Source organism: Haematospirillum sp. 15-248, from assembly GCF_012102665.1.
In the GTDB taxonomy this organism is placed as follows: domain Bacteria; phylum Pseudomonadota; class Alphaproteobacteria; order Rhodospirillales; family Rhodospirillaceae; genus Haematospirillum.
In genome coordinates, this window is record NZ_JAAVTF010000001.1 from 587,544 (window position 1) to 612,201 (window position 24,658).

At 56.3% G+C, this 24,658-nt stretch carries 19 protein-coding genes and 1 tRNA gene; 13 read left to right on the plus strand and 7 right to left on the minus strand.

The genetic code is table 11. The features are described from left to right. Nucleotide 1: 1 nt before the first annotated feature. Nucleotides 2-2,101, minus strand: a complete 2,100-nt coding sequence (locus HEQ72_RS02735; RefSeq protein WP_168018595.1) for an ATP-binding protein — start codon at nt 2,099-2,101, stop codon at nt 2-4. A 176-nt stretch (nt 2,102-2,277) separates the two neighbouring features. Between HEQ72_RS02735 and HEQ72_RS02740 the strand changes: the two genes are divergently transcribed. The 4 genes from HEQ72_RS02740 (at nt 2,278) to HEQ72_RS02755 (ending at nt 6,555) form a co-directional block, all read left to right on the plus strand. After that, entirely contained in the window at nt 2,278-3,699 is a 1,422-nt protein-coding gene (locus tag HEQ72_RS02740; RefSeq protein WP_168018594.1) for a bifunctional enoyl-CoA hydratase/phosphate acetyltransferase, read from the plus strand. A 3-nt stretch (nt 3,700-3,702) separates the two neighbouring features. Further along, nucleotides 3,703-4,896: an acetate/propionate family kinase gene (locus HEQ72_RS02745; protein WP_168022462.1), complete on the plus strand. Its 1,194-nt coding sequence runs from the start codon at nt 3,703-3,705 to the stop codon at nt 4,894-4,896. Nucleotides 4,897-4,975: 79 nt separating this feature from the next. Further along, nucleotides 4,976-5,746 carry a peroxide stress protein YaaA gene (yaaA, locus tag HEQ72_RS02750; RefSeq protein ID WP_168022463.1) on the plus strand — a complete coding sequence of 257 codons (771 nt, stop codon included), beginning with the start codon at nt 4,976-4,978 and terminating at the stop codon, nt 5,744-5,746. 20 nt (nt 5,747-5,766) lie between these two features. Further along, nucleotides 5,767-6,555: an alpha/beta fold hydrolase gene (locus tag HEQ72_RS02755; protein ID WP_168022464.1), complete on the plus strand. Its 789-nt coding sequence runs from the start codon at nt 5,767-5,769 to the stop codon at nt 6,553-6,555. A 16-nt stretch (nt 6,556-6,571) separates the two neighbouring features. Here the strand turns inward: HEQ72_RS02755 and HEQ72_RS02760 are convergent, their stop codons facing one another. The 3 genes from HEQ72_RS02760 to HEQ72_RS02770 all read right to left on the minus strand — a co-directional run bounded on the left by HEQ72_RS02760 (nt 6,572) and on the right by HEQ72_RS02770 (nt 9,692). Continuing rightward, complete coding sequence (locus HEQ72_RS02760; RefSeq protein ID WP_415877244.1) at nt 6,572-8,560, minus strand: DNA translocase FtsK; 1,989 nt, start codon at nt 8,558-8,560, stop codon at nt 6,572-6,574. A gap of 107 nt (nt 8,561-8,667) precedes the next feature. Next, nucleotides 8,668-9,141, minus strand: a complete 474-nt coding sequence (locus tag HEQ72_RS02765; protein WP_168018584.1) for a PAS domain-containing protein — start codon at nt 9,139-9,141, stop codon at nt 8,668-8,670. An 86-nt stretch (nt 9,142-9,227) separates the two neighbouring features. Further along, nucleotides 9,228-9,692, minus strand: a complete 465-nt coding sequence (locus HEQ72_RS02770; protein ID WP_168018582.1) for an iron-sulfur cluster assembly scaffold protein — start codon at nt 9,690-9,692, stop codon at nt 9,228-9,230. A 209-nt stretch (nt 9,693-9,901) separates the two neighbouring features. On the opposite strand from HEQ72_RS02770, the gene HEQ72_RS02775 reads away from it, so the two are divergent. From HEQ72_RS02775 to HEQ72_RS02800, 6 genes are all read left to right on the plus strand, one after another. Next, the gene (locus HEQ72_RS02775; RefSeq protein WP_168022465.1) at nt 9,902-11,200 is read left to right on the plus strand and encodes an OmpP1/FadL family transporter; all 1,299 of its coding nucleotides are present in this window, start codon (nt 9,902-9,904) and stop codon (nt 11,198-11,200) included. 133 nt (nt 11,201-11,333) lie between these two features. Next, nucleotides 11,334-13,070 carry a long-chain-fatty-acid--CoA ligase gene (locus HEQ72_RS02780; protein WP_245184053.1) on the plus strand — a complete coding sequence of 579 codons (1,737 nt, stop codon included), beginning with the start codon at nt 11,334-11,336 and terminating at the stop codon, nt 13,068-13,070. A 146-nt stretch (nt 13,071-13,216) separates the two neighbouring features. Then, on the plus strand, nt 13,217-14,359 hold the full coding sequence (locus HEQ72_RS02785; protein ID WP_168022515.1) for a thiolase family protein: 1,143 nt from the start codon (nt 13,217-13,219) through the stop codon (nt 14,357-14,359). Nucleotides 14,360-14,380: 21 nt separating this feature from the next. Further along, complete coding sequence (locus HEQ72_RS02790; protein ID WP_168022466.1) at nt 14,381-16,723, plus strand: 3-hydroxyacyl-CoA dehydrogenase/enoyl-CoA hydratase family protein; 2,343 nt, start codon at nt 14,381-14,383, stop codon at nt 16,721-16,723. A gap of 20 nt (nt 16,724-16,743) precedes the next feature. Next, nucleotides 16,744-18,540 (plus strand): acyl-CoA dehydrogenase C-terminal domain-containing protein, encoded by a 1,797-nt coding sequence (locus tag HEQ72_RS02795; RefSeq protein WP_168022467.1) that lies wholly within the window; start codon nt 16,744-16,746, stop codon nt 18,538-18,540. A 78-nt stretch (nt 18,541-18,618) separates the two neighbouring features. Further along, nucleotides 18,619-19,152: a thioesterase family protein gene (locus tag HEQ72_RS02800; protein ID WP_168022468.1), complete on the plus strand. Its 534-nt coding sequence runs from the start codon at nt 18,619-18,621 to the stop codon at nt 19,150-19,152. Here the strand turns inward: HEQ72_RS02800 and HEQ72_RS02805 are convergent, their stop codons facing one another. Then, a complete protein-coding gene (locus tag HEQ72_RS02805; protein ID WP_168022469.1) occupies nt 19,153-20,049 on the minus strand; it encodes a hypothetical protein in 897 nt (298 codons plus the stop codon). A 148-nt stretch (nt 20,050-20,197) separates the two neighbouring features. Between HEQ72_RS02805 and HEQ72_RS02810 the strand changes: the two genes are divergently transcribed. Then, entirely contained in the window at nt 20,198-21,145 is a 948-nt protein-coding gene (locus HEQ72_RS02810; protein ID WP_245184055.1) for a lysine-2,3-aminomutase-like protein, read from the plus strand. On the opposite strand, the gene HEQ72_RS02815 is transcribed toward HEQ72_RS02810, so the two are convergent. Then, nucleotides 21,142-21,828, minus strand: coding sequence for an RluA family pseudouridine synthase (locus HEQ72_RS02815; RefSeq protein ID WP_168022471.1), 687 nt, complete (start codon nt 21,826-21,828; stop codon nt 21,142-21,144). The genes HEQ72_RS02810 and HEQ72_RS02815 overlap by 4 nt on opposite strands. Before the next feature lie 140 nt (nt 21,829-21,968). Next, nucleotides 21,969-22,044 (minus strand) — tRNA-Glu (locus HEQ72_RS02820). A 453-nt stretch (nt 22,045-22,497) separates the two neighbouring features. Between HEQ72_RS02820 and HEQ72_RS02825 the strand changes: the two genes are divergently transcribed. After that, entirely contained in the window at nt 22,498-23,769 is a 1,272-nt protein-coding gene (locus tag HEQ72_RS02825; protein ID WP_168018566.1) for a NupC/NupG family nucleoside CNT transporter, read from the plus strand. An 81-nt stretch (nt 23,770-23,850) separates the two neighbouring features. Continuing rightward, nucleotides 23,851-24,639: a deoxyribose-phosphate aldolase gene (deoC, locus tag HEQ72_RS02830; RefSeq protein ID WP_168022472.1), complete on the plus strand. Its 789-nt coding sequence runs from the start codon at nt 23,851-23,853 to the stop codon at nt 24,637-24,639. Nucleotides 24,640-24,658 lie beyond the last annotated feature (19 nt).

Below are 24,658 nucleotides of genomic sequence, written 5' to 3' on the forward strand. Positions count from 1 at the left end.
ATCACATATGTGTGAGCGGAGAAAGATCGGACCGCTGCTTGCCACGCAGGGCCAATGCACCCAGCGTTTCATCAAGAGCCTGCCTCAGAACAACCCCGTCCGGGCCACCAGCAACCAGAAGCTCTGCCAGTTTCTGACACCCCATACGACGGGCTGTCAGTTGAAGATCGGCAACGGACAACGTACCATTCCTGGTGCTTGCTCCACCACACAGGGCCCGGACATCATCCAGGAAAATATCCAGCAACGCATCCACCTGCTCGGAACCAAGAGCACGATCAAGGTGATCAAGGATCGTATAGTCTAGGGTATGGGAGCGACCATCTGCCCCCTCTACGCGATCAGGGTTGCTATCCTCTGTCGGAGCACACGGCAGCATGACCCGAACCGTAAAGGATGATCCCTGCCCTTCCTGACTGTGCACGGTAATGCGGCCATTCATCGCCCCAACAATCTTCCGACAAATGGCCAACCCTAGGCCCGTACCCCCGAAACGCCGGGAAATGGAACTATCTGCTTGCGAGAAGTGCTCGAACAAACGATCGATCTGTTCATCCGGAATGCCAATACCACTGTCCACAACACGGAGATCCAGCAACATGGATCCATAATCATCGTCAGCATGCTCCTCTTCTGCAGGAACAACAGCCGCTTCCGCATGCAGGCACACATATCCCTTTTCTGTAAACTTGAGGGCATTGGACAAAAGATTGAGCAACACCTGCCGCAGCCGGGATGGATCACCAAAGACCGGAAGATCAACAGGCCCCTCGGCATCCCATGACAGACTGATATCCCTCTCGGCAGCAGCGCCTGCCATCAACGCCATCACATCGCGGATCATGTCACGGGGCACAAAACGCACTGTCTCCAGATCAAAGTGACCCGATTCAAGCTTGGAGAAATCCAGAATGTCATTCAGAACTTTCAGCAGGGATTCACCGGATCGTAAAATCAGGTCGGACAGTTCCTTCAGGTGCTCATCATCCAGATCATCGCGCAAGATCTGGGCCATACCAAGAATACCGTTCAGGGGTGTCCGGATTTCATGGCTCATGACAGCCAGAAAATCTGATTTTGCCCGTGCGGCCTGCTCGGCATCCAGGCGGGCCTGACGCAGGGTTTCCTGATACTGGTGGCGCTGGGTCACGTCACGCACGGTTGCAACGAATTCCAGAGTGCCCTGATGCTCCATACGGCTGATGGACAGATCCATCGGGAAGACAGACCCATCCGGACGTTGCCCGGTTACCTCGCGGGCTTCCGTCCATTGCTGCGGCATAACGCGACCGGCGCGGCACTCGGCCAAAGTACGCAGAACATCCGTACTGTGCGGAGGAGCAACCAGGTCCTTCAACGAAAGACCGTTGTGAACCAGGGACGACGAGCGAAAAATAGCAGAGGCAACAGGGCTTGCTGAAAGAATGGTACCTTGGTCGTCCGTGACCAGAACACCTTCCGGAACAGCGTCAAGAACCGCACGGTAATGAGCCTCGCTTGCCGACAAGGCCCGTGTTCTCTCCTCTACCATCTGCTCCAGCGCCACATTGCTGTCAGCCAGAACACGACGACTGTTTTCCAGTGCCTCGATAGCCTCATAGGCACGCAATGCCGAAATAGTCAGGGTCAATAATTTCTGGGCCGTCAGCTCTGTCTTCGACTTGTAGTCATTGATGTCGTAACGCATCACGACATCCCGCTCCGGCGCCTGCCCGGGCTGTCCGGTCCGCAGCACAATACGCATGGCATCCAGCTTCATGATATCACGAACATGCGAGACAAGTTCCAAGCCCGAATTCTCGGTTTCCATGACAACATCAAGAAGCATCAGCGCAACATCGCGGTTCTGCTCGAGGAGAGAGACTGCCTGACGGGCCGAGTATGCCGACAGCATCCGGACAGGACGACTGCGGAAACTGAAATCGCTGAAAATAATACGTGTGATATGATGAACCTCGACGTCATCATCAACAACCAGGACCTTCCATGCGTCCTGCATGGCAGGATCTGTTTCTGCCGGAAGCGGTATCAATCCATCCGCAGCAACGCCGGTACCGGCTGGCTCGGGCAGAAAGTCGATCGCATCATCAAGATCCATCATGCAGGGTATAATCCAGAACACTGTGCCAAGACAGGTATTGTGCCCATCACACCTTGTCTTCTCAAGTTCTGGTACCTGGATTCGTGACAGTCTGTAACCATTTCGCGCTTGCACGTTGCCTGTTGCCCGCTTCATTGTAGATGATCAGGAATCGTCGGGAAAACTGGAAATATTTCATGCGCATCACGCTGCAAAACCGTACGTTCAGCGAAATTTGTATCGGTGACACAGCATCGCTGACCCGTACCCTGACCCGGGAAGATGCTGAAGTATTCGCAATCATGTCTTCTGATCATAACCCCACACATCTTGATGATGCATGGGCTGCGAAGCTTCTGAAGAACGGCAAGGTCAGCGGGCACAGCATGTGGGCAGGCTCCCTGTTTTCGTCCCTGCTTGGCAATGAACTTCCCGGCCCTGGAACTGTGTACCGGGAGCAAACACTGCGCTTCCTCAGGGCGGTGGAATTGGGTGACACTCTGACCTTGACGCTGACGGCAACGGAAAAAAGGGAAGATGAGCATATCATCGTCTTTCATTGCCAAGGTGTAAACCAGCGCCATGAAATGGTTGTGGAAGGCTACGCAACGGTAGAAGCGCCGATCGAGAAAGTAACTGTTTCAGCAGACCCACTTCCTGAAATAACGGTGCGGCGACGCAGCCACGTGTTCAGCCGGCTTCTGGAAACCACGCAAGCAACCGAACCCGTCAAAGTTGCTGTATGTCATCCCTGTGACGAGGTATCCCTGACCGGAGCCATGGATGCTGCAAAGCATGGCGTGATCACCCCTGTGCTGATCGGGCCATCAAAACGAATCCGGTCTATTGCACGGGAGTTTGGCATCAATATTGATGGCTGCCGGATCATCGATACAGAACACTCCCATGCATCCGCATCTACGGCTGTCGGCCTGTGTCGCACAGGGGAATGCGAAGCGCTGATGAAGGGAAGCCTCCACACAGATGAACTGATGCACGAAGTGGCCAAAGGTGATACGGGCCTGCGCACCGGACGACGGATCAGTCACGTTTATATTATTGATACGCCAGCCTACCCCAAGCCCCTGTTTATCACGGATGCCGCCATCAATATCTATCCGTCGCTGCAAGACAAGGCCGATATCTGCCAGAATGCCATCGACCTTGTGCGCATCATGGGTGTGGAGCAACCTTTGGTTGCCATCCTGTCGGCTGTCGAAACGGTATACCCCAAAATCACGTCAACCATCGAAGCCGCCGCGCTGTGCAAGATGGCAGACCGTGGTCAGATTCGTGGCGGAATCCTGGATGGGCCCCTGGCATTTGACAACGCTATTTCCAGCGAGGCCGCCCGCATCAAAAACATCAGCAGCCCGGTTGCCGGCAATGCCGATATCCTTCTGGTACCGGATCTGGAGGCCGGCAACATGCTGGCCAAACAGCTGTGCTATCTGGCTGAGGCCGAAGCCGCCGGCGTTGTTCTGGGGGCAAGGGTCCCCATTATCCTGACCAGCAGGGCCGACAGCGCCAAGGCACGTCTGGCATCCTGTGTGGTCGCGGCACGCTATGCCCAGGCCCGGCGCACAGGAAAACAAAAACTCGTGACGGGGGTTGGCTAGGTCATGGCTGAAGAAGGCATCCTGGTTCTCAACGCGGGTTCATCTTCGGTCAAGTTCACGGTCTTTGCGTTGGCTGGCCGTTCCCTTGCACCAAAACTCCATGGACAGGTTGAAGGGATAGGAACCGGTATTACACCCCGCCTTATTGCCCGAAACCGTTCTGGTGAACCGGTTGCCGACGAAGCGTGGCCTTCCGGAACACACCAGGACATTCTGCAACGCCTGATCAACTGGATTCACGCAACAGAAGGAAATCAGCTGCACCTGCGGGCTGCCGGGCACAGGGTTGTACACGGGGGTATGCTCCATGATGCCCCGGTACGGGTAACGCCCGCTATTCTGGGGCAACTGCGGGCATTTGTTCCCTTGGCCCCGCTGCATCAACCCCACAACCTCGCCCCCATTGAAACCTTGGCAAAGCTGTATCCCGAGCTTCCACAGATTGCCTGTTTTGATACCGCCTTCCACCGCCATAAACGCCCGGAAGCATCACTGGTTGGCCTGCCCCGACGCTATCTGGATGCCGGGATCAAACGCTACGGCTTTCACGGGCTTTCTTACGAATACATCGCAGGCCGTCTTGCTGAGCTGGAACCAACACGGGCCAAGGGACGGGTTATTGCCGCACACCTTGGCAGCGGTGCCAGCATGTGCGCCATGAAAGACGGGGTTGCCATTGATTCCTCCATGGGGTTTACGGCCGTGGATGGGCTGATGATGGGCACGCGCCCCGGCTCCCTGGACCCGGGGATTATCCTGCACCTTTTGCAGCAAGAGAAACTGGATGTACCGTCACTGGAGAAACTGCTGTACCGGGAGTCCGGGCTGCTCGGTGTTTCCGGCGGCCTGTCAAATGACATGAGAATACTCCTGGACAGTGATTCTCCGGCAGCACAAGAAGCCATTGATCTGTTCGTATACAAGGCCGCCAAGGAAATCGGGGCCCTTGCGGTAACAATTGGCGGGCTTGATGTCCTGGTTTTCACAGCCGGCATTGGCGAACGCTCGGCCGAAATCCGTAAACGGATCTGCGCCTTGGTATCGTGGATGGGAATCAAGCTGGACCCTGCGGCGAATACAACCCATGCCCTGCGCATCAGTACCGATGACAGCCCCATTGCTGTCTGGGCCATTCCCACCGACGAAGAACTGATGATCGCCCGCCATACGGCCCGCTTGATAGAACACGCACCGTGATCATGACCGGGACTTGCCCCCGGCGTCTTTCACAGTCAAATATACACGTTGCGTTTCGAATCCACAGATGCTGGTGCTTATGCTTGCCGTTCTTTCTCCGGCCAAAAACCTGGACTTCTCCGCCCCTCCACCCCATTTGCCCCAAACCCGGCCTGTTCTGGCCGAGGATACAGCCATACTGGCCAAACGGGCACAACGCCTGACTCCGGATGACTTGCGCCGGCTTATGAAGCTTTCCGATCGGCTGGCAGACCTGAACTACGCCCGCTTCCAGCATATGGGCCAAACAAAGAGCATAGAGCAGGCCAAACACGCTGTTCTTGCCTTTGCCGGCGACACATACATTGGCCTGCAAGCCGGCACCATGAACCAAGCCGATCTGGAGTGGGCACAAGACAGGCTGCGTATCCTGTCCGGTCTTTATGGGGTCCTTCGGCCGCTGGATGCCATTGAACCCTATCGCTTGGAAATGGGAACCCGCCTAGACAACGAACGGGGGCAGGATTTATATGCCTTCTGGAAAGGCCGCATCGCGCCACACTTGGACCGGGACGTACAAGCCCAGCCGCAACCAGTTCTCATCAATCTGGCTTCCGCCGAATATTTCAAGGCCGCCGGAGCCGAGCTGAAATCCCGGGTCATCACGCCAACCTTTCACGAGGAAAAAAACGGCAAAAGCCGAGTCATCGGGCTGATGGCCAAACGGGCCAGGGGCATGATGGCCCGTTATATGATTATCAATCGCCTGAAACAGGCCGACGACCTGAAGCGTTTCAATGATGGTGGCTACCGCTTTGTTCCGGATCGCTCGGACACCACGACCTGGGTCTTTTCCCGCCCCCAACCCTGAACGACCCCGGAGCTTTTCTCATGTTACTTGCCCACACAGACCATGGCCACGCTGGGACGCCGCTGATTATCCTGCATGGCTTATTCGGATCCGGCCGCAACTGGGGGTCCATTGCCCGGACGCTGTCCGGTCACGGATACCACGTCTTCTGCCTTGATCTGCCCAATCATGGAAACAGCCCATGGACCGATGGCCCGGTTGACTACGTATCCATGGCAAACACTGTCATGGAGTGGATGGACAGGCAGGGGCTGCACAAAGCCATTGTGCTCGGCCACTCCATGGGGGGGAAGATTGCCATGACCATGGCTCTTCACCATCCAGAGCACGTGGAGCGCCTTCTGGTCGTCGATATTGCACCCGTCGATTACGGCAGCGCCGAACATCGCACCTATATTCAAGCCATGGAAGCAGTAAACCTTGTCGGCGTTACGCGCCGCGCCGAAGTCGAGGCTCAACTGGCCCATGCCATCCCGGAGGAATCCCTGCGCAAGTTCCTGACCCAAAACCTGATCACCGATGAAAGCAGGGGCCATCTGAAGTGGCAGATCAACCTGCGGACCCTGGATGACAGCATGGATGCCATCCGCGCATTCCCCGCGACCGTTGAAACATCCCCGTACAGAAACCCGGCCCTGTTTCTTGTCGGTGGACAATCAGGCTACGTGACCTCAAGGGGCGAAGCACGCATTCAGGCCCTGTTCCCGTATCATGCCTTGGTCCGTATGGACGGGTGCGGGCACTGGCCACATGCTGAAGCCCCGGGAACATTTATCGGTCACGTGCTGGAGTTCCTGCAACAGGGATAAGCCCCCAACACTCTGGCTACAGCGTGCTGGAGCCATCGTCACGGCCAGCCAGATAACGGCTGGCCGAAACAAGGATATCACGCTTCCCGACATGGTTGGCAGCGCTGACAATTCCTTCTGTTTCCATCTTTTCGACAATACGGGCAGCACGGTTATAGCCGATTTGCAGGTGGCGCTGGATAAAGCTGACCGATACTTTCTGCTCGCGCATCACCAGTGCAACCGCCTGGTCATAGGGATCGTCATAGCCCCCCTCACCCAAGGCCGTGTTGTCGAAGACAGACCCTGCCCCGTCAGAGGAATCTCCATCCGGATCATCTCCCTCTTCGGTAATGGCGTGCAGGTAATCAGGCTCACCACAGAAGTCCTTGATGTGGCGCACGACACGCTCCACCTCGGCATCTGATACAAAGGGCCCATGCACACGGGTGATACGCCCACCCGCAGCCATATACAACATATCACCCTGGCCGAGGAGCTGTTCAGCGCCCTGCTCGCCCAAGATGGTGCGGCTGTCAATTTTACTGGTGACCTGGAACGAGATACGGGTCGGGAAGTTGGCCTTGATGGTGCCGGTGATTACATCGACGCTGGGGCGCTGGGTGGCCATGATCAGGTGAATACCTGCAGCACGGGCCATCTGAGCAAGGCGCTGGATCGTGGCCTCAATTTCTTTTCCGGCAACCAGCATCAGGTCTGCCATTTCATCGACCACAATCACAATGTAGGGCAACTGTGAGAGGTCAACAATCTGATCCTCAAATTCCGGCTCGCCGGTCTCACGATCAAAACCAACCTGAACCTTGCGGGTAACCTGCTCCCCCCGTGCGGCCAGATCACGAACCCTCTCGTTGTAACCTTCGATATTCCGCACCCCGACGGCAGCCATGTTGCGATAGCGCGTCTCCATCTCCCGCACTGCCCACTTGAGGGCCACAACAGCTTTCCTTGGATCGGTAACAACCGGGGTCAAGAGATGCGGTATACCGTCGTAAACAGACAGCTCCAGCATCTTGGGATCCACCATGATCAAACGGCACCGTTCCGGCGACAAACGGTACAGCAGCGACAGAATCATGGTGTTGATGCCAACCGATTTGCCGGATCCCGTCGTCCCGGCAATCAGGAGATGGGGCATCCGGGCCAGATCAACGACTACCGGATCCCCACCAATATCTTTACCCAAGGCCAACGGCAACCGACCGCCATGAGCTCCGAAAGCGGGGGACTCAAGCATCTCGCGCAACCAGACAGTTTCCCGCTCCTCGTTGGGCAGCTCAATCCCGATGGCCGAGCGCCCGGGGACAACAGCAACACGAGCTGTTACCGCACTCATCGAACGGGCGATGTCATCAGACAGATTGATCACTGTCGAGGACTTGGTCCCCGGCACAGGCTCAAACTCATACAGCGTCACTACTGGCCCGGCCTTGACCTCCATGATCTCGCCGCGAACCTTGAAATTCTTCAGAACCGTCTCCAGGGTCCGCGCATGCTCGGCCAGAACAGTTTCGTCGGCTTCCTCTCCATCGCGTACGGGGGGAGACTGCAAGACATCAAAGGCAGGAGCATGATAGCCATCATCGCTGTCAACTTCATGCGTACACTCAACAGAAACAGGATCGTCGGGGATGCTGTATTCCCCCACATTTTCTTCCGGTTCCGGATCCTCTGGGTCATATACACCAACTTCGGGATTATCCTCTGCATTGCAGCTATCAGCAGACGGCAAAGCAGGCTCAGATGTCTCCAGACTATCGACGGAAGCGATATCCTCTACATCAGCGACAGGGTCGTGACACTCTACGCCAGCCAGAAAGGCAAAGGCGGCAATCACAGCCAAGGCTTCCTCTTCTTGGCCCGTCCCATAGACAATGGCAGCCTCGGGTCGTCCTGGCTTGTATTCAACATCCCACTCCAGCACACCATCTGGCCATACATTCTGCACCAGGCGATAGGGCCGGGACTGAAGCGCGCACCAAAGATTGAACTCTGCGGCCGTCATGGCGTCCCGCACAATAACAATGTCTTCCCGGCTTGTTGCCTGGTCAGCAGGAAACTGGTCTATGGTCATGCAGCTAGCTCTGAAATATGGGTCAGGGGAAGATGGCTTCAGGAAACCACGGCTCCGGCGGGCGGGGAAAGACGATAAACAGACAACAACAATTTCTCCACCTGTCCCTCTCCACTGAACAGAGGAAGAACAAGCCGCTCCCAGGCATGGTCGCTGTCTTCGGACATCCCACCACAGACGCGCGCCAAGGGAATATGCTCCTGCACAACCTGATCGTAATCGTCGCAAAGTGCCTGTGCCGGCCCCTCGCCTGTAACCTCGTCATCAACAGGGCAACCCGTTGGATCAGCCCCGAAGACAGGAAGCAAACCACGTCCACAATAGGTGTAGGACAACTGTCCGTCTTCGTTGCGGGCCACATCAACAACGGCCAGATCGTCAAGCCACGGACGCATGGCAGACGGATCAAGATTATCGGCCATAGGAAGTGTCTCGTCATCGCACAAACGTAACCAGAACTGGTACAGGTCTTTCAGACAGGGATGACGGAGAACAAGGACAAGACGACTCATCGGTGGGGATTCCGTTGGCAAGGGTCTGAAAGCAAAGGCCGGGCCCTATGTGTAGGATACGCACACCTTGCCTGCAAGAGGCAGTATTATGGATTGTCGAGAGAGTGTGCGTCCAGGGCCTGCGCAAAGGCATCGACAAGGGTATCAAACGGCAACATCACCGACCCATGGCGGGACGGCACAACCTCTGCCGGACGCAGGATGTCAAGATCCGCCCAGCGCCCACCGGGAAAGACGACATCCTGTCCCTTCAGCATGGCCTTGACCTGATCACGAACAGCACAGAGATCGGATAAAGAAAGTCCGGGAGCCGCAGACACGACAATAGCCGACGCTGCTGCAGCCAGAGCACAAGCTTGGACATCATAGCCAAGGGCAGAAACCCGCCCGGCCGAATCAAGCACAACAGAAAACGTCACCTGACTGCCGCACAGCGGGCTGCGGCGCTGCACAACCGCATGCGCAGCATCCACGACAACAGCGTCAGCCATCGAGGCCGCCAACACTTTCATGCGCGCCGAGTAAAGATCAAGAAGTTCAGGGTCAATCATGACTGTAAACATCCATTGTGCACATCATCTTGTCCAGTACAAATACAAGCATCCCGATGCTGCACGACATGCAAAGAGAACACGCATAGTACGAAAATACTTGACGGAACTACCCGCATAGATACCGTGAGCCAGAGGCGAAGCTGTTACGGGGCCATGCACCATGGGGGAGCCCGAACAGATCGTATAGCATCCAGGGGGGAAGTTATATGTCCGTTACCTTGAAATCACGCTATCGTATATCACGTGCTTGCCTGTCCCTTGCTCCGGCACTGGCCCTGTCTCTTGCGGCAGGGAACGCGGCGGCATCAGGCTTCCAGTTGCGGGAACAGGGTTCAGCAGGGCAAGGTAGTTCATTTGCCGGCGCCACTTCAAGCGCACGGGATCTGTCCACAATTTACTTCAATCCAGCCGGGCTGACCCGTCTGTCGGGGCATGCTGCGCAGGCCAACATGTCGTTTGTCATCCCGTCCGCCAAGTTCAAGAACAATGGCTCGACGCTGGCGGGCACTGCCGCACTGGGAAGCAATGACGGCGGTGATGCCGGGGGGCTGGAACTGGTCCCATCACTGTATGCGCTGTATTCCCACAGCAATGACCTCAAGTTCGGCTTGGGGATCAATGCACCCTATGGCCTGAAAACAGACTACAAGAGCGGGTGGCAAGGGCGCTTCCATGCCCTGAAGAGCGAGCTGAAAACAATCAACGTCCAGCCCACGGTTGCCTATCGTATCAGCAACTGGGTGTCTGTTGGCGGTGGCATCAACATCCAGAAAGCCGATGCCACATTGAGCAATGCAATAAACAACGCTGTCTTAGGCGGGGCCGGCGAAGGATACACGGAACTCAGCGGTGATGACTGGGCTGTTGGTTACACGATGGGGGCAACCATACAGCCCTTCTCCAACACGCGTCTTGGCATTGCCTACAAGTCACGGATTGAGCACACGCTGGAGGGTGATGTAAGATTCTCCAACGTGGGAGCGCTTGCCGCTGACTCACGTTTTGTCAACACCAAGGGAAGCGTGAAGCTGACCACCCCCGACATGCTCAGCCTTGGGATCACCTATAACATTACCCCGGCTTGGGCAGTCATGGGGGAAGCCGCGTGGACCAACTGGTCCCTGTTTGACGAAACCCGCGTCAAGAAAGCCAATGGCAGTGCAGACACGGTCAATCCGGAGAACTGGGAAGACACGTGGTTCTTTGCCCTTGGTACCAACTATCAAGCTACCGACAAGCTGGATCTCAGCTTTGGTGTTGCCTTTGATGAAGCCCCGGTACCGGATGGATACCGCACCCCGCGCATTCCGGATTCCAACCGGGTCTGGGCATCGCTCGGGGCAGGTTATGCCATCACCGACAGCATCAACCTGACCGGCGCCTACACCCATATCTGGACTGGCAAAGCACCGATCAGCAAGAGCAGCATCACCACTGATGTATTGCGGGGAAAATTCGATACATCGGTTGATATTGTCACGCTTGGCCTGACCGCCCGGTTCTGACCTGAAGGATCACCCCTGTCCCGGCATGGGCCGGGGGTGCTTCCTCTTTCTTCAGCGACAGGCATTGTATAGCACCGTGCGCATACGCCTGTCGCTCCTTCCCCGCTCCTCGTCGATGCCAAGGGATTCTGCGATGACACCTGACGTCCAGACGACAGCCGCCCTGTCTTCCCTGTCTGCGGCCGATGTTCGCCACCATACCCCGGATGTGGACTGGGACAGCCCGTTTACCCCGGAGCCCCTGTATGCGGCGCTGGATCGTTCGGTACAAAACTATGGCGACCGCCCCTACCTTCATTTCATGGGACGAACCTGGACCTACCGGGATGCATCAACCTTGGTTGACCGCACGGCCCGCGGCCTGCAGGACCTGGGGGTAGGCCAAGGCACAAACGTGGGCCTGTTCCTGCCCAATTGCCCGTATTACACCATCCTGTACTTTGCCATCCTGAAAGCCGGCGGCACGGTGGTGAATTTCAACCCGCTTTATGTAGAACGTGAAATTGCCAATCAGGTACGGGATGCCGGCGTACAGATCATGGTCACGCTGGACCTGATTCAATTGTACCCCAAGGTACGACACGTGCTGGAGCAAAAGGACACCCCGCTCAGCCGCATTGTTGTCTGCCCAATGCGCCGCATTTTACCACCCCTGAAGGGTTTCCTGTTTGCAGCCCTGAAACGGGCCGAGGTAGCGCCGGTTGATCACGACGACAAGACGATCTGGTTTGATCACCTGACCGACAATGTCGGCGATTTCCGGCGTATCCCCGTTAACCCGGTCGAGGACGTCGCAGTCCTGCAGTACACAGGGGGCACCACCGGAATCCCGAAGGGAGCCATGCTGACCCATGCCAACCTGGCGGTAAACTGCCAGCAGGCCATACGCTGGTTTCCGGGCGTTCGCATGGGGCAGGAAAAACTGCTGTGCGTGATTCCGTTCTTTCACGTTCTTGCCATGACAGCCCTGCAAAACCTGGGAACGGCTATCGGGGCCGAACTGGTTCTGCTCCCCCGGTTCGAACTGAAGGGATTTTTGAAAACCATCAACCAGAGCAAACCAACCCTGATGGTCGCAGTACCCACCCTGTTCACCGCCATCCTGAACGCTCCGGATCTGTCGCGCTATGATCTGTCATCCCTGCGGGCCTGTATATCCGGCGGGGCGCCGCTGCCGGTTGAGGTCAAGCTGCAGTTCGAGAAACTGACTGGCTGCGTTGCGGTGGAAGGATATGGCCTGTCCGAAAGTTCTCCCATCGCTACCTGCAATCCGATGGTCGGGATCAACAAGCCGGGGTCCATAGGTATCCCCATGCCCGGCACACGGATCGAAATCCGCTCTCTGGATGGCAATGATACCCTGATGCCACGAGGGGAAAAAGGCGAGGTATGTATCATCGGGCCCCAAGTCATGAAGGGATATTACAACCGCCCCGAGGAAACCGCCCGATCGATTCGGGACGGACGCCTCCACACCGGCGATGTCGGAACTATTGACCATGATGGGTACGTCTATCTGGTGGACCGGATCAAGGATGTGATTCTGGCCGGCGGGTATAACATATACCCACGTGTCATCGAGGAGGCCCTGTATCTGCATCCGGATGTTGCTGAAGCCGTTTGCATTGCGGTTAGCGATCCCTATCGCGGACAAGCCCCGAAATGCTTCGTACGGCTGCGCGACAATGCAGGCGACATCACGCCGGAACAATTGAAAGATTTCCTGAGTGACAAGGTATCGAAAATAGAAATGCCAAAAAGTATCGAAATCCGGGATGAACTGCCCAAGACCCCCGTTGGCAAGCTGTCCAAGAAAGAGCTGGTTGCCGAAGAGGCTGCCAAGAGCGGTCAGGAACAACCACCCCTCTAACGGCTTCAAGCTACCCTCAATGCCTCAAGAACACATCACACAGACGGCCTTGGACCATACACAGACAGGCATCGCTACATCCTGACTTCAGGCTGGTATCAGCCCAAGAAGCAGACATGCTCCGTGGAGGAAACAGAAATATGGGTATCAGACATGTTGTCATCGCCGGATATGCCCGGTCTCCCTTTCACCTTGCCGGCAAAGGCGGACTGACCAAGGTACGCCCGGAAGATTTGGCAGCACAGGTTGTCAAGGCTCTGGTAAAGCGCAGCAGCGTCAAACCGGAAGACCTGGAAGATCTGATTGTCGGCAATGCCTTCCCGGAAGGTGAACAGGGCTTCAACATCGCACGGATCATCGGCTTCCTCGCTGAACTGCCACAGGGAATCGGCGCTGTGACCGTCAACCGCTTCTGCGGTTCATCCATGCAGGCCATCCATCAGGCAGCCGGTGCCATACAGCTGGGCGCCGGAGAAGCCTTCCTGTGTGCCGGGGTCGAAAGCATGACCCGCGTTCCGATCATGGGCTTCAATCCCATGCCCCATCCGGAACTGTACCGCAAAATGCCCCAGGTTTTTGCAAGCATGGGGGATACCGCCGAAAATGTTGCCAAAAAATACCAGATTACACGCAAGGAACAGGAAGAGTTTGCCGTCACCTCACATGCAAAAGCTGAGAAGGCACGCAAGGCTGGTCTTTTCAAGGATGAGATTGTCAGTATAACCGGGCCAAAAGGTGACGTGGTTGACAGCGATGGCTGCATCCGGGCGGATACCTCGCTGGAAACCCTGTCCATCCTGAAGCCGGCGTTCAATGCAGAGGGAACCGTGACAGCGGGCACGTCTTCCCCCCTGACCGACGGGGCCGCAGCGGTTCTGGTCTGTTCCGAGGACTATGCCATGAAGCATGGCCTGACCCCGGTTGCCCGACTGAAGAGCATTGCCGTCTCAGGATGTGCACCGGAAATCATGGGAATCGGGCCGGTGGAAGCAACCCGCAAAGCCTTGTCCCGCGCGGGACTGGCCGTCAAGGATATCGACGTTGTTGAACTGAACGAGGCGTTTGCCAGCCAGTCCCTCGCCTGTATCCGCGATTTGGGACTAAGCCCGAAATCAATCAACCTTGATGGCGGTGCCATTGCCCTGGGGCACCCCTTGGGGGCAACCGGTGCCCGTATTGTCGGAAAGGCAGCCAGCGTCCTGAAACGCGAAGGCGGCAAGTACGCCCTGGCAACACAGTGCATCGGCGGCGGCCAGGGCATTGCCACCATCCTTGAAGCCATATCCTGACACCACGGGGAGAAACACCAGATGGCAACCCCGATCAACAAGGTAGCGGTCATTGGAGCCGGCGTCATGGGTGCCGGCATTGCGGCTCATATTGCCAATGCCGGCGTTCCCGTTGTGTTGCTGGATATTGTTCCAGCCGATGCGGAAAACCGGAGCGTCATCGCCGAAACTGCTGTACAGAAAATGTTGAAGGCAGACCCGGCACCCTTCATGACCAAAGGATGCGCCAGAAATATCCAGACCGGGAATCTGGAAGATGATCTGCCGCGGCTGGCCGACTGTGACTGGATTATCGAAGCCGTTGTCGAACGGCTGGATATCAAGCAGGACCTGTACCGGAAGCTGGATAGCGTGCGCAAAAAGGGCTGTATTGTCTCTTCCAACACGTCAACGATTCCGTTGGAAAGCCTGACCAAGGGACTTTCCGATGCCTTTGCCCGTGATTTCTGCATCACGCACTTTTTCAATCCGCCACGGTACATGCGGCTGCTGGAAGTGGTGCGTGGCCCACAAACAAGGGCGGAGGCGATCGATGCCGTATCCGCGTTCTGCGACCTGAAGCTGGGCAAATCGATTGTTCACTGCCAGGACCGACCGGGCTTTATCGGCAACCGCCTTGGCGTTCTCTGGATCCTGGCTGCCGTTGTCGAAGCAATGGACAACGATATCAGTATCGAAGAAGCCGATGCCATTCTCGGTCGTCCGTTTGGCATTCCCAAAACCGGCGTTTTCGGGTTGATGGATCTGGTCGGCCTGGACCTGATGCCGCACATCCTTCAGTCCATGCTGTCCCTGCTGCCCAAAACCGATGCCTTCCATGTTATCAACCGCGATCTTGCACTGATCCGGACCATGATTGCCGATGGCTATACCGGCCGCAAAGGCAAGGGGGGCTTTTACCGTATCAACCGGACCAGTACAGAAAAGATCAAGGAAGGAATCGACCTGAAGACTGGGCAGTACCGGGTTTCCGTCAAGCCTCAGCTGGCTTCGCTTGATGCCGCAAAAGAAGCCGGAAAGAAGGCCGGTCAGGTTCTTCTGTCCCATCCGGACAAAGGGGGACGGTATGCACGGCGCGTTATGGCCCGCACGTTGTCTTATGCCGCATCCCTGATACCAGACGTTACCGCATCGGTTGATGACATCGATGAAGCCATGCGCCTTGGCTATAACTGGAAATTCGGCCCGTTCCAGCTGGCTGACCAGATCGGCCCCGATGCGCTGATCGCCACCCTCAAACAAGAAGGCATGCCTGTACCTGCCTTCCTGGAGACAGCAGCGGGCAAGAGCTTTTACCAGATTGAGAACGGGCGGCGGATGGCCCTGTCTCCGGACGGATCATGGAAAGAACTGACCCGTCCGGATGGCGTCATCCTTCTGGAGGATATCAAGCGTACGGCAAAGCCACTGCTGAAGAATGGCTCAGCCTCTCTGTGGGATATCGGTGACGGGGTTGCCTGTCTGGAATTCACATCAAAGATGAATTCACTGGATCCCGAGATCCTGAAAATGATCAGCCAGACGGTTCGCTTCATTCCCAAAAACGGCTTCAAGGCTCTTCTGGTCTACAACGAAGGCTCCAATTTCTCGGTTGGTGCCAATCTTGGTCTGGCTATTTTTGCGGCCAATATTGCAGCCTGGCCCATGATCGAAGAGATGGTGGAAAACGGTCAGAAAGCCTACATGGCCTTGAAGCGTGCCCCGTTCCCGGTTGTCGGAGCACCATCGGGCATGGCGCTGGGAGGTGGGTGCGAAATCCTCCTGCATTGTGATGCCGTACAAGCCCATGCAGAAACCTATATGGGCTTGGTCGAAGTCGGGGTTGGCCTGATCCCGGGCTGGGGTGGCTGCAAGGAAATGCTGCACCGCCTGAGTGTTCATCCGGCCCTGCCCAAGGGGCCAATGCCACCGGTTGCAAAAGCCTTTGAGACCATTTCCACCGCAACCGTGGCCAAGTCCGCCATGGATGCCAAGGAACGTGGTTTCCTGCGGGACAGTGACGGCATTACCATGAACCGTTACCGCCTGCTGGCCGACGCCAAGGCAAAAGCCCTGGCCATGGTTCAGGGTTATAAACCGGCAGAGCCCATCGAACTCAAACTGCCGGGTGAAACCGGGAAGGTTGCCATGGAAATGGCACTGGGCCAGTTCCGCCGCATGGGCAAGGCAACACCGTACGACGAAGTGGTTTCCCTGGAACTGGCGAACATCCTGTCCGGCGGAGAAACGGATCATACCGAGACCCTGACAGAAGAAAATATTCTTGCGCTGGAACGGTCCTCTTTCATGCGGCTGGTGCGCCAGAAAGGCACACTGGACCGGGTCGAGCACATGCTGCTGACCGGCAAGCCCCTGCGCAACTGACAAGCTGAAGGAAAAACGCCATGGCCGCTCCCTACAAGGCCCCCCTGCGTGAGATGCGCTTTGTCCTGCACGAGCTTTTTGACGGTGGCGCGCTGCATACCCTGCCCGGCTATGAAGACATGACACCGGATGTCCTGGACGCCGTGCTGGAAGAAGCTGCCAAGTTCTGCGAGCAGGTCCTCTACCCTCTCAACCGTCCCGGTGACGAGGAAGGCTGCACCTATGAAAACGGGGTGGTACGAACACCCTCGGGTTTCCGTGATGCCTACCGGGCATTCTGCGAGGCTGGATGGGCGGCCATTGCCTGCTCTCCGGACTATGGGGGCCAGGGCATGCCCAAGCTGGTCAACAGCTTGGTGGAAGAGATGATCTGCTCGGCAAACCTCAGCTTTGGCATGTACCCCGGCCTGACCCATGGCGCGTATGTCTCGCTGTCGGCCTATGGCACGGAAGAGCAGAAAAACGTTTATCTTCCGAAGCTGGTCTCTGGTGAATGGTCAGGAACCATGTGCCTGACCGAACCGCATTGCGGAACAGACCTGGGTATGATCCGCACCAAGGCTGACCCCAACCCGGACGGCAGCTATCGCATTACGGGCACCAAGATTTTTATCTCGGCCGGGGAACATGACCTGAGCGAGAACATTATCCACCTGGTTCTGGCCAAACTACCCGGAGCACCCGAGGGCGCCAGGGGCATTTCCCTGTTTGTGGTACCGAAATTCCTGCCGGATCCGGCAGGAAACCCGGGCCAGCGCAACGGTGTCATGTGCGGTTCGATTGAACACAAGATGGGGATCAAGGCGTCTGCAACCTGTGTCATGAATTTTGATGACGCAACCGGGTGGCTGGTAGGAGAACCACATAAAGGCATGCGTGCCATGTTCACGATGATGAACACCGAGCGGCTGGCCGTTGGTGTCCAGGGGCTTGGACTGGGCGAAGCATCATACCAAGGGGCCGTAGCCTATGCCCGTGACCGGATTCAGGGGCGCGCCCTGAGTGGTGCCAAAAAGCCCGAAGCCAAGGCCGATCCCATTCTGGTTCATCCTGATGTCCGCAAGATGTTGCTGACCCAGCGTGCCACCATGGAAGGATCACGTGCTTTGGTGGCCTGGGTTTCCCATGCACTGGATCTGGCAACCGCACATCCGGACCCAGATGTGCGCCAGGAAGCGGATGATCTGGTGGCCCTGATGACCCCTATCGTCAAAGCCCTGATCACCGACCTGGGGTCAGAGGCAACCAACCTGGGCGTTCAGGTTTACGGCGGACATGGCTATATTCGTGAATGGGGTATGGAGCAATACGTCCGCGACGCACGTATCGCCCAGATTTACGAAGGCACCAACGGCATCCAGGCTCTGGATCTTGTCGGCCGCAAGATGCCGGCTTTTGCCGGACGTTACCTGCGGCGTTTCTTTCACCCGGTATCCGACTACATCGCCGCCAAAGGCGAAGATGAGACGATGGAAGAATTTGTTGCCCCGCTGGCCAAGGCGTTCACACGTCTGCAACAAGCCACAGGTTTTATCGCACAAAAGGCCATGGCCAACCGCGATGAAGCCGGCGCGGCATCGTCTGATTTCCTGCGGCTCTTTGGCCTGACAGCCATTGCCTATCTGTGGTGTCGCAGTGTTGATGTCGCGCGTGACAAACTGGCTACGGGTACCAACGGAGATGCCGCATTCTACGAGGCCAAGATTGCTACAGCCCGTTTCTTCATGCAGCGGGTCCTGCCACAGACGGGCGCGCTGTTTTCCGGGCTGATGAGTGGTGCTTCAAGCATGATGGACTTCCCCGACGACGCCTTCTAGGATAGTTTCTTCCTGTCCGTCTTTTGTTCCTTAACTACGTACAAAAGACGGACCCTCCCCTCAGGCAGGCCACACACGATGACTCTCTGGCTGCGTTTCCTGTGGCTTCTGATATGTGTCTGGTTCCGGCCACGGCTGGGCTTTACCGAAACCTCGGTCCTTAAGGGTCGGGTTTGGCCATCGGATGTTGACCTGAATATGCACATGAACAACGCACACTATGCTGCGGTCATGGATCTTGGCCGGATCGACCTGATGGTGCGCTGTGGCATGTGGAAGCTGATCCTGAAAAACAGGCTGCAGGCGATGGTCGGGGCCCAAATGCTGCGCTATCGCAAGGGATTGCGGCCTTTTCAGCCGTTCCAGCTTGAAACACGGCTTGTGTGCTGGGATGAGCGCTGGCTGTGGATCGAGCAGAAGTTCGTGACCCGCAAGGGCGTTGTAGCCTGTATCGCCATGGTCAAAACCTGCTTTGTCGACGCTGCCGGCGTTGTAGACCCCAGTCACATTGCCACAATGCTTGGCGCCGATTCAGGGTTGCGTCCCCCGCTTCCACACTGGGCTGAAAGCTGGAATGATGTCGAAGTGGGCGCCCTGGAACGCAAGACCTGATCAAGCGGTACACTTTTTCCAGACAATGACAGACGATGGATTCTCCGGCTGGGCAAAGGATACATTGAGAGCCACACCTGTTATCGTGATGGCCTGTTCACGCACAGCATGTTCCAGACACGCCCACATGTTCAGGTTATAATTCTTGGAGCGGATAAAGGCATTATGATCATAATGAGAACGGTTCCACGCGCTTCTTGGCACAGCCTGAAAACCGAACGGTTCGATATGAACACCGGTGATGTCCTCAGCGGAGGCTGCAAGATTGACAAAGAAATCCAATGGTAATTTCTCAACCTGCTCAAGAGAGTGGCAGCTAAAAACCAGCACCTTGTCCCTACCGGGAACAAAAGGGAAGGATGCCAGGTGGTGATCGGTAAAAGCTGTTTGTATCGGGCTCAGATCCGGAAAACTGGCATTGAAGAACTCCATGGCGTCCCGTCCGGACTGGGTATACTCAGCCCCGATGAGGGCAAGATCAGGACGCCGCAGATGATGGCGCAGTTCAATCAGGTTGCGACCATAACCGGCACCAAGCTCTACAATGGCCTTGACCCCATCATCGCAATGCTGCACGACCACAGCGAGTATCTGATTAAAGCTGTATGATGTTGCGGATAGGCTTTGCTGATTGCTATCAGGATTTGGCACCAGCCTTACAACACCGTTGAGGTACAATGTACCATCGCCTGTCGGGGAAGGCAGTTTCTCTACACCAAAAGTAAACTGTTGCTCTAGGTTAACGAGGCAAGCCATAATATCAAAGGGCGTCTTGGCTCCACCCTCCAAGGCCTGACGAAAGACTTCCAGCCGCGCAGCCCACACGATTTCATAAAAATTCTGGTTCGTATACGGGATAGGCTGCGTAATTTCCACCTTGATAGCCTTATAATGCACCGCACTGCCCCCCCCTGTTCATCGCTTGTGGGGAACAGTGTCCACGGATCTGGTTAAAAAATCCTGTTGTAAAGACAAACTATTATGCAAACGTCTTGCTTTCCGGGCCATACTGGGTATACCGCTGCCGACCATGATGACAAACCCGATGACAGAAACGCAGGACCAGCTTGAGGATGTTGCGCGCCGTTATGCCGTACGCACGACCTCTTTCCTTGAACGTCAACTGGCGGGTATGCCGGCAGACAGCCCTCTGGCACGACAATTCCGCCCCTCTGTCAAGGAACTGGTTACAACCCCCGATGAACTAGCTGACCCGATCGGCGACAACCTGAAGAGCCCGGTAGCAGGGATCGTACATCGTTACCCGGACCGGGTTCTTCTCAAGCCAGTACACGTCTGCGCAGCCTACTGCCGCTTCTGTTTCCGCCGCGAAGTTGTGGGACCAGGCTCTGAAAGCCTGAATGATGAAGAGCTTGAGAAAGCCCTGTCCTACATTGCAGACCACACGGAACTGCGCGAGGTCATCCTGACAGGCGGAGACCCCCTGCTGCTGTCACCCCGGCGCCTGCACTACATCCTCGGCGCATTGGACAGCATGGATCATATCGAACTGATTCGCTTCCATACGCGCCTGCCCATCCATGACCCCAAGCGCATTACACCAGACCTTGTTACCGCATTGGCTTCCCTGGACAGGGCCACCGTCTGGGTTGCCATTCACGTCAACCACGCCGATGAATTTGCCCCCGAAGTCTGCCATGCTGTTGCAAGCCTGAGCAAAGCGGGAATTCCACTTGTTTCACAGACTGTGCTTCTGAAAGACGTCAACAACAACGTGGATGCATTGGAGGCCCTGTTTCGTGCCTGCCTGCGCAACAGGATCAAGCCCTACTACCTTCACCACCCTGACATGGCCAAGGGAACCAGCCACTTCCGGCTGGAAATAGAGGAGGGACGTGCCCTGCTGAAAGCTTTGCGCGGACGCCTGACGGGCATCGCCCTGCCACACTATATCCTGGATCGTCCCGGTGCCCTGGGCAAGGTTCCACTTGGCCCCAGCTGGCCAGAGGACTGGGCAGACTCCCAAGCCTAGGGAATGCCGTCCCACCCACATGCCTTCAAGGCATCCCGCATATGCTCTGGCGGGGGGGCATCTACAAAAATCGGTGGCTTTTCAGCATACAGGGGAATGCGGACCGAACGGGCATGAAGATACATACGGACCCGCTGACCCACATCGCCGTAAACCCGGTCCCCCAGCAACGGGGCACCAATATGCGCCATATGCACCCGAATCTGGTGGGTACGCCCTGTTCTGGGGCGACATTCAATCCACGCCAGCCCCTGCGAAGAACGCCCAAGAACCCGATATTCGGTCACAGAAGGCTGCCCTCCCGCTGGATCCACAACCATTTTCCACCCACCGGCGGGAGTCAGCTTGCTCAAGGGCTGGTCTACAACACCTGCACCAACCTCTGGAATTCCCGTTGTGACAGCCCAATAGACTTTACCAACAGCCCCCTGCTGAAACAGCTTGCCCATCCGCCGCAACCCCTTGTGATGACGGCCCAAGATCAGGCATCCGGATGTATCCCGATCCAGACGATGGGCCAAAGAAGGGGGGCGCGGGTGTTCAAAACACAAATAGCGGAAATAATCCTCGACCGTATCACCGCCCCCTGGTCCTGCATGAACAGGCATTCCAGCAGGTTTATCAAGAACCAGAACAAGCCGGTCCCGGTAAAGAACACGTTGTCTGGCTTCATCGGGGGTCATGGTTGGTCCATCCTGCAAACACGAGGCACCCGTCAGAATCAAGAAACACGGCAACGCTTCTGATCGCGGAACAGCCCAAAGAAAAAGTAATAAAAAAGGCGCCTTTTCATTTGAAAAGGAGCCTCTCCCGCTTGTGCTCTTGGCGTCCCCACGGGGATTCGAACCCCGGTCGCCGCCGTGAAAGGGCGGTGTCCTAGGCCTCTAGACGATGGGGACGTCGTAGGCACGGCGGGTTTGTAGCCGTCCGCACCGAAACAATCAAGCCTTATTTTTCAGGGGATAACATTTTTTCTACAGGAATTTACCGAAAGGCGATCCGCCCACTCTATTGCAATCAAGGGGTACGGCAAAAACTTATGGCACTCACTAGCTTTCTCACATAAGCAGAAAAAATCAGAAACATGCAAACAAAGTACATTCATAAAATTCTTTCTTAATCAATATCATGACTGTGATAGTGCTTTTTTATCCCTGCATCACAAAAGTCTCGCTTTCGCAGAATGAATTGCTATGGTTCTGGTGCCCTGCCGGAGACGGCTAGACATATGACGGTGACCAATTCTGAACATGGCAGAATTCCGCCGCTTGGACCCATGGAAACATGGCGCCTGTCTTTTCAGGTTGTGGCACGCAAAGCGAATGATTGAGTCAACGATTTAGGTGACACTTATGGATATTTGGCGCAGCCTCCTTGGAATGGCCATCCTTCTGTTGATCGGCCTGGCCATTTCCAATAACCGCCGTGCGATCAGGCCCAGGGTTGTTGTTGCGGCCTTGCTTTGCCAGATTGCTATTGGGGCACTGGTTCTGTTTGTGCCCTTGGGCAAGGATGTTCTGGCTGCTGCAGCAAATGGCGTAAACCATGTTCTGGATTATGGTCACGAAGGCGCTGCTTTTCTGTTCGGCGGCCTTGTTGACAGCAAGATGTTTGTGTTGTTCGGCGACAGCGGCTTTGTCTTTGCCTTCCGCGTCCTCAGTGCCATCATTTTTGTAACCGCCCTTGTTTCAGTGCTCTACTACATTGGGCTGATGAAGTGGTTTGTGATCATACTGGGCACCCTGTTCCACAAGGTAATTGGCGTATCCAGACTGGAATCATTCTCGGCTGTCACCACTATTTTTGTTGGCCAAAGCGAAATGCCCGCCGTCGTCAAGCCCTTCATCAACCGTATGAACGGGGCAGAATTGTTTACGGTCATGTCGAGCGGCATGGCCGCTGTTGCTGGCTCGGTACTGGCAGGATACGCCGGCATGGGCGTCAAGATGGAATACCTGCTGGCGGCTTCGTTCATGGCTATTCCCGGTGGGCTTTTGTTCGCAAAACTTATTCATCCGGATACCGAACCCAGCCAGGTCGAATTCAACGAAATTCACTTTGACGAGAAACGCCCAACAAACATCATCGAAGCTGCAGCCTCGGGCGTATTGGTCGGCTTGCAGATTGCGCTGAATGTCGGTGCCATGCTGATCGCCTTCATTGCCCTGATTGCCCTGTGCAATGGAGCAGTGGGGGGGTTCTTCAGTCTTTTTGGTCATCCGGAATGGAATCTGGAATTCCTGATGGGGGCGGCCTTCTCTCCCTTGGCGTGGATGATTGGCGTACCGTGGCAGGATGCACAGATCGCCGGTAACTTTATCGGCCAGAAAATGATCATCAATGAATTTGTGGCCTACAGCCAGCTGTCCGCCTATCTCAAAGATGCCGGAACGGTTGCAGCCAGCGGCCTGCAGGCTCTGGACCCACGGACCATTGCCATTGTTTCCTTTGCCCTGTGCGGCTTTGCCAATTTCGCCTCAATTGCTATCCTTGCCGGCGGCTTTGCAGCTGTAGCGCCCGAACGCCGTTCAGAGGTCACACAGTATGGCCTTCGGGTTGTAACAGCCGGCACATTGTCCAACCTTATGAGCGCCACAATTGCCGGTATATTCTTGTCGCTCTAATTTCAGCTGTCCCGCAGGCTGCCTGACAGGGTAGACCTGCGGGGCTTTAATAGCTTCACCTGACTTTGTGGACAATGATGCATGACTGATACAGGCACTCTGCAGCAACAGGCCACGACAGCCAAGCGGGCCCTGTCCCTGATGGATCTGACATCACTGGATACAGCAGATAATACTGCAACTGTTTCCGCAATGGCTGAAAGGGCCAATACACCTTTCGGGGCACCGGCCGCCCTGTGCATCTGGCCACACCTTGTTCCCGCAGCCAGGGCAGCGCTGGTAAAGCAGAACTTGAAGAATGTAAGGCTGGCTACGGTTACCAACTTCCCACACGGCGGGGAAAATGCCGCAGCAGCGGCACGGGAAGCTGAATCTGCCATTGAACAAGGGGCCGACGAGATCGACGTTGTCTTCCCTTGGTCTGCCCTGCTGGATGGCAATACGGCGGCTGGTCAGTCTGTGGTTGCGCAAAGCCGCAAAGCCGCTGGCTCCAAGGTTCTCAAGGTCATTCTTGAAACGGGCATGCTGCGTGATCCTGCCCTGATCCGCCAGGCCGGAGAAATCAGTATCACAGCCGGTGCTGATTTCCTGAAAACCTCTACCGGAAAGGTTGATGTCAATGCGACGCCTGACGCCGCCCGCATCATGCTTGAAACCATTCGGGACTGCGGCAGGAAGGTAGGATTCAAGGCATCGGGTGGAATCCGGACCGTTGCCGATGCCGGGCTTTATCTTGATCTGGCAGAACAGATTATGGGGCCTGACTGGATAAGCCCCGAAACATTCCGCTTTGGTGCATCGGGGCTTTTGGCAGATATTCTGGCCACCCTTGGCCACAAAGGCGCCCCCCCGGCAGGGCATGGGTACTAAGGCGACGAGGCAGGAGAAT

Bases quoted from the DNA above. Each gene is read 5' to 3' on its own strand.
- HEQ72_RS02735 (WP_168018595.1), bottom strand. From the start codon at position 2,101: ATGATGGATCTTGATGATGCGATCGACTTTCTGCCCGAGCCAGCCGGT.
- HEQ72_RS02740 (WP_168018594.1), top strand. From the start codon at position 2,278: ATGCGCATCACGCTGCAAAACCGTACGTTCAGCGAAATTTGTATCGGT.
- HEQ72_RS02745 (WP_168022462.1), top strand. From the start codon at position 3,703: ATGGCTGAAGAAGGCATCCTGGTTCTCAACGCGGGTTCATCTTCGGTC.
- yaaA (WP_168022463.1), top strand. From the start codon at position 4,976: ATGCTTGCCGTTCTTTCTCCGGCCAAAAACCTGGACTTCTCCGCCCCT.
- HEQ72_RS02755 (WP_168022464.1), top strand. From the start codon at position 5,767: ATGTTACTTGCCCACACAGACCATGGCCACGCTGGGACGCCGCTGATT.
- HEQ72_RS02760 (WP_415877244.1), bottom strand. From the start codon at position 8,560: ATGACGGCCGCAGAGTTCAATCTTTGGTGCGCGCTTCAGTCCCGGCCC.
- HEQ72_RS02765 (WP_168018584.1), bottom strand. From the start codon at position 9,141: ATGAGTCGTCTTGTCCTTGTTCTCCGTCATCCCTGTCTGAAAGACCTG.
- HEQ72_RS02770 (WP_168018582.1), bottom strand. From the start codon at position 9,692: ATGATTGACCCTGAACTTCTTGATCTTTACTCGGCGCGCATGAAAGTG.
- HEQ72_RS02775 (WP_168022465.1), top strand. From the start codon at position 9,902: ATGTCCGTTACCTTGAAATCACGCTATCGTATATCACGTGCTTGCCTG.
- HEQ72_RS02780 (WP_245184053.1), top strand. From the start codon at position 11,334: ATGACACCTGACGTCCAGACGACAGCCGCCCTGTCTTCCCTGTCTGCG.
- HEQ72_RS02790 (WP_168022466.1), top strand. From the start codon at position 14,381: ATGGCAACCCCGATCAACAAGGTAGCGGTCATTGGAGCCGGCGTCATG.
- HEQ72_RS02795 (WP_168022467.1), top strand. From the start codon at position 16,744: ATGGCCGCTCCCTACAAGGCCCCCCTGCGTGAGATGCGCTTTGTCCTG.
- HEQ72_RS02800 (WP_168022468.1), top strand. From the start codon at position 18,619: ATGACTCTCTGGCTGCGTTTCCTGTGGCTTCTGATATGTGTCTGGTTC.
- HEQ72_RS02810 (WP_245184055.1), top strand. From the start codon at position 20,198: ATGACAGAAACGCAGGACCAGCTTGAGGATGTTGCGCGCCGTTATGCC.
- HEQ72_RS02815 (WP_168022471.1), bottom strand. From the start codon at position 21,828: ATGACCCCCGATGAAGCCAGACAACGTGTTCTTTACCGGGACCGGCTT.
- HEQ72_RS02825 (WP_168018566.1), top strand. From the start codon at position 22,498: ATGGATATTTGGCGCAGCCTCCTTGGAATGGCCATCCTTCTGTTGATC.
- deoC (WP_168022472.1), top strand. From the start codon at position 23,851: ATGACTGATACAGGCACTCTGCAGCAACAGGCCACGACAGCCAAGCGG.